Source organism: Bacteroides sp. An19, assembly GCF_002160215.1.
Lineage (GTDB): Bacteria > Bacteroidota > Bacteroidia > Bacteroidales > Bacteroidaceae > Phocaeicola > Phocaeicola intestinalis.
In genome coordinates this window covers 1-568 of record NZ_NFKD01000154.1, presented here as the reverse complement: position 1 = coordinate 568, position 568 = coordinate 1, and the positions used below count along the sequence as shown (strand labels likewise).

The 568-nt window shown below is 52.6% G+C and carries 1 protein-coding gene; it reads left to right on the top strand.

Going from position 1 to position 568, the window contains the following annotated elements; genetic code table 11:
* The coding region (locus tag B5F25_RS20980; protein WP_140407023.1) for a transposase at positions 1 to 568 on the top strand (568 nt) is incomplete at both ends.

Here is a 568-nt window from a genome sequence, read left to right as displayed (position 1 = left end):
AAATCATCCGTCCCAAATATGCACTCAAGGACAGCACCATGCTTCCTCCGGCTGGACAGAAAGGGGTGGAGATTGCCCCCATGCCGCTGATGCCTGTTGACAAGTGCATCGCTGATACCAGCCTGCTTGCCGAGATACTGCTTCAGAAGTATGAATACCACGTCCCGTTCTACCGTCAGATACGGCAATACAGGCATCTCGGGCTGAAAGGCCTTACGGAAAGCACGCTGGACGGATGGTTCAAGAAGACGGTAGAACTGCTGAAGCCCCTGTATGAGTCGCTTAAGAAAGAGGTTTTCTCTTGCGACTATGTGCAGGCGGACGAGACCACCATCCCGGTCATCAACAGAGGAAAGCACAAGGCGGAAAAGGAATACCTCTGGATGGTCAGGTCTGTCATGGAAAAACTGGTCATCTTCCATTATGACATGGGATCCCGGGCCGGATCAGTCATCGAATCACTGGCAAGCCAATACCGCTTCAAAGGATACCTTCAATGCGACGGTTTTGCAGGCTATGAGACAGCCTTCAAGACCAACCCCGACGTGCGGCTGGTCAATTGCATGGC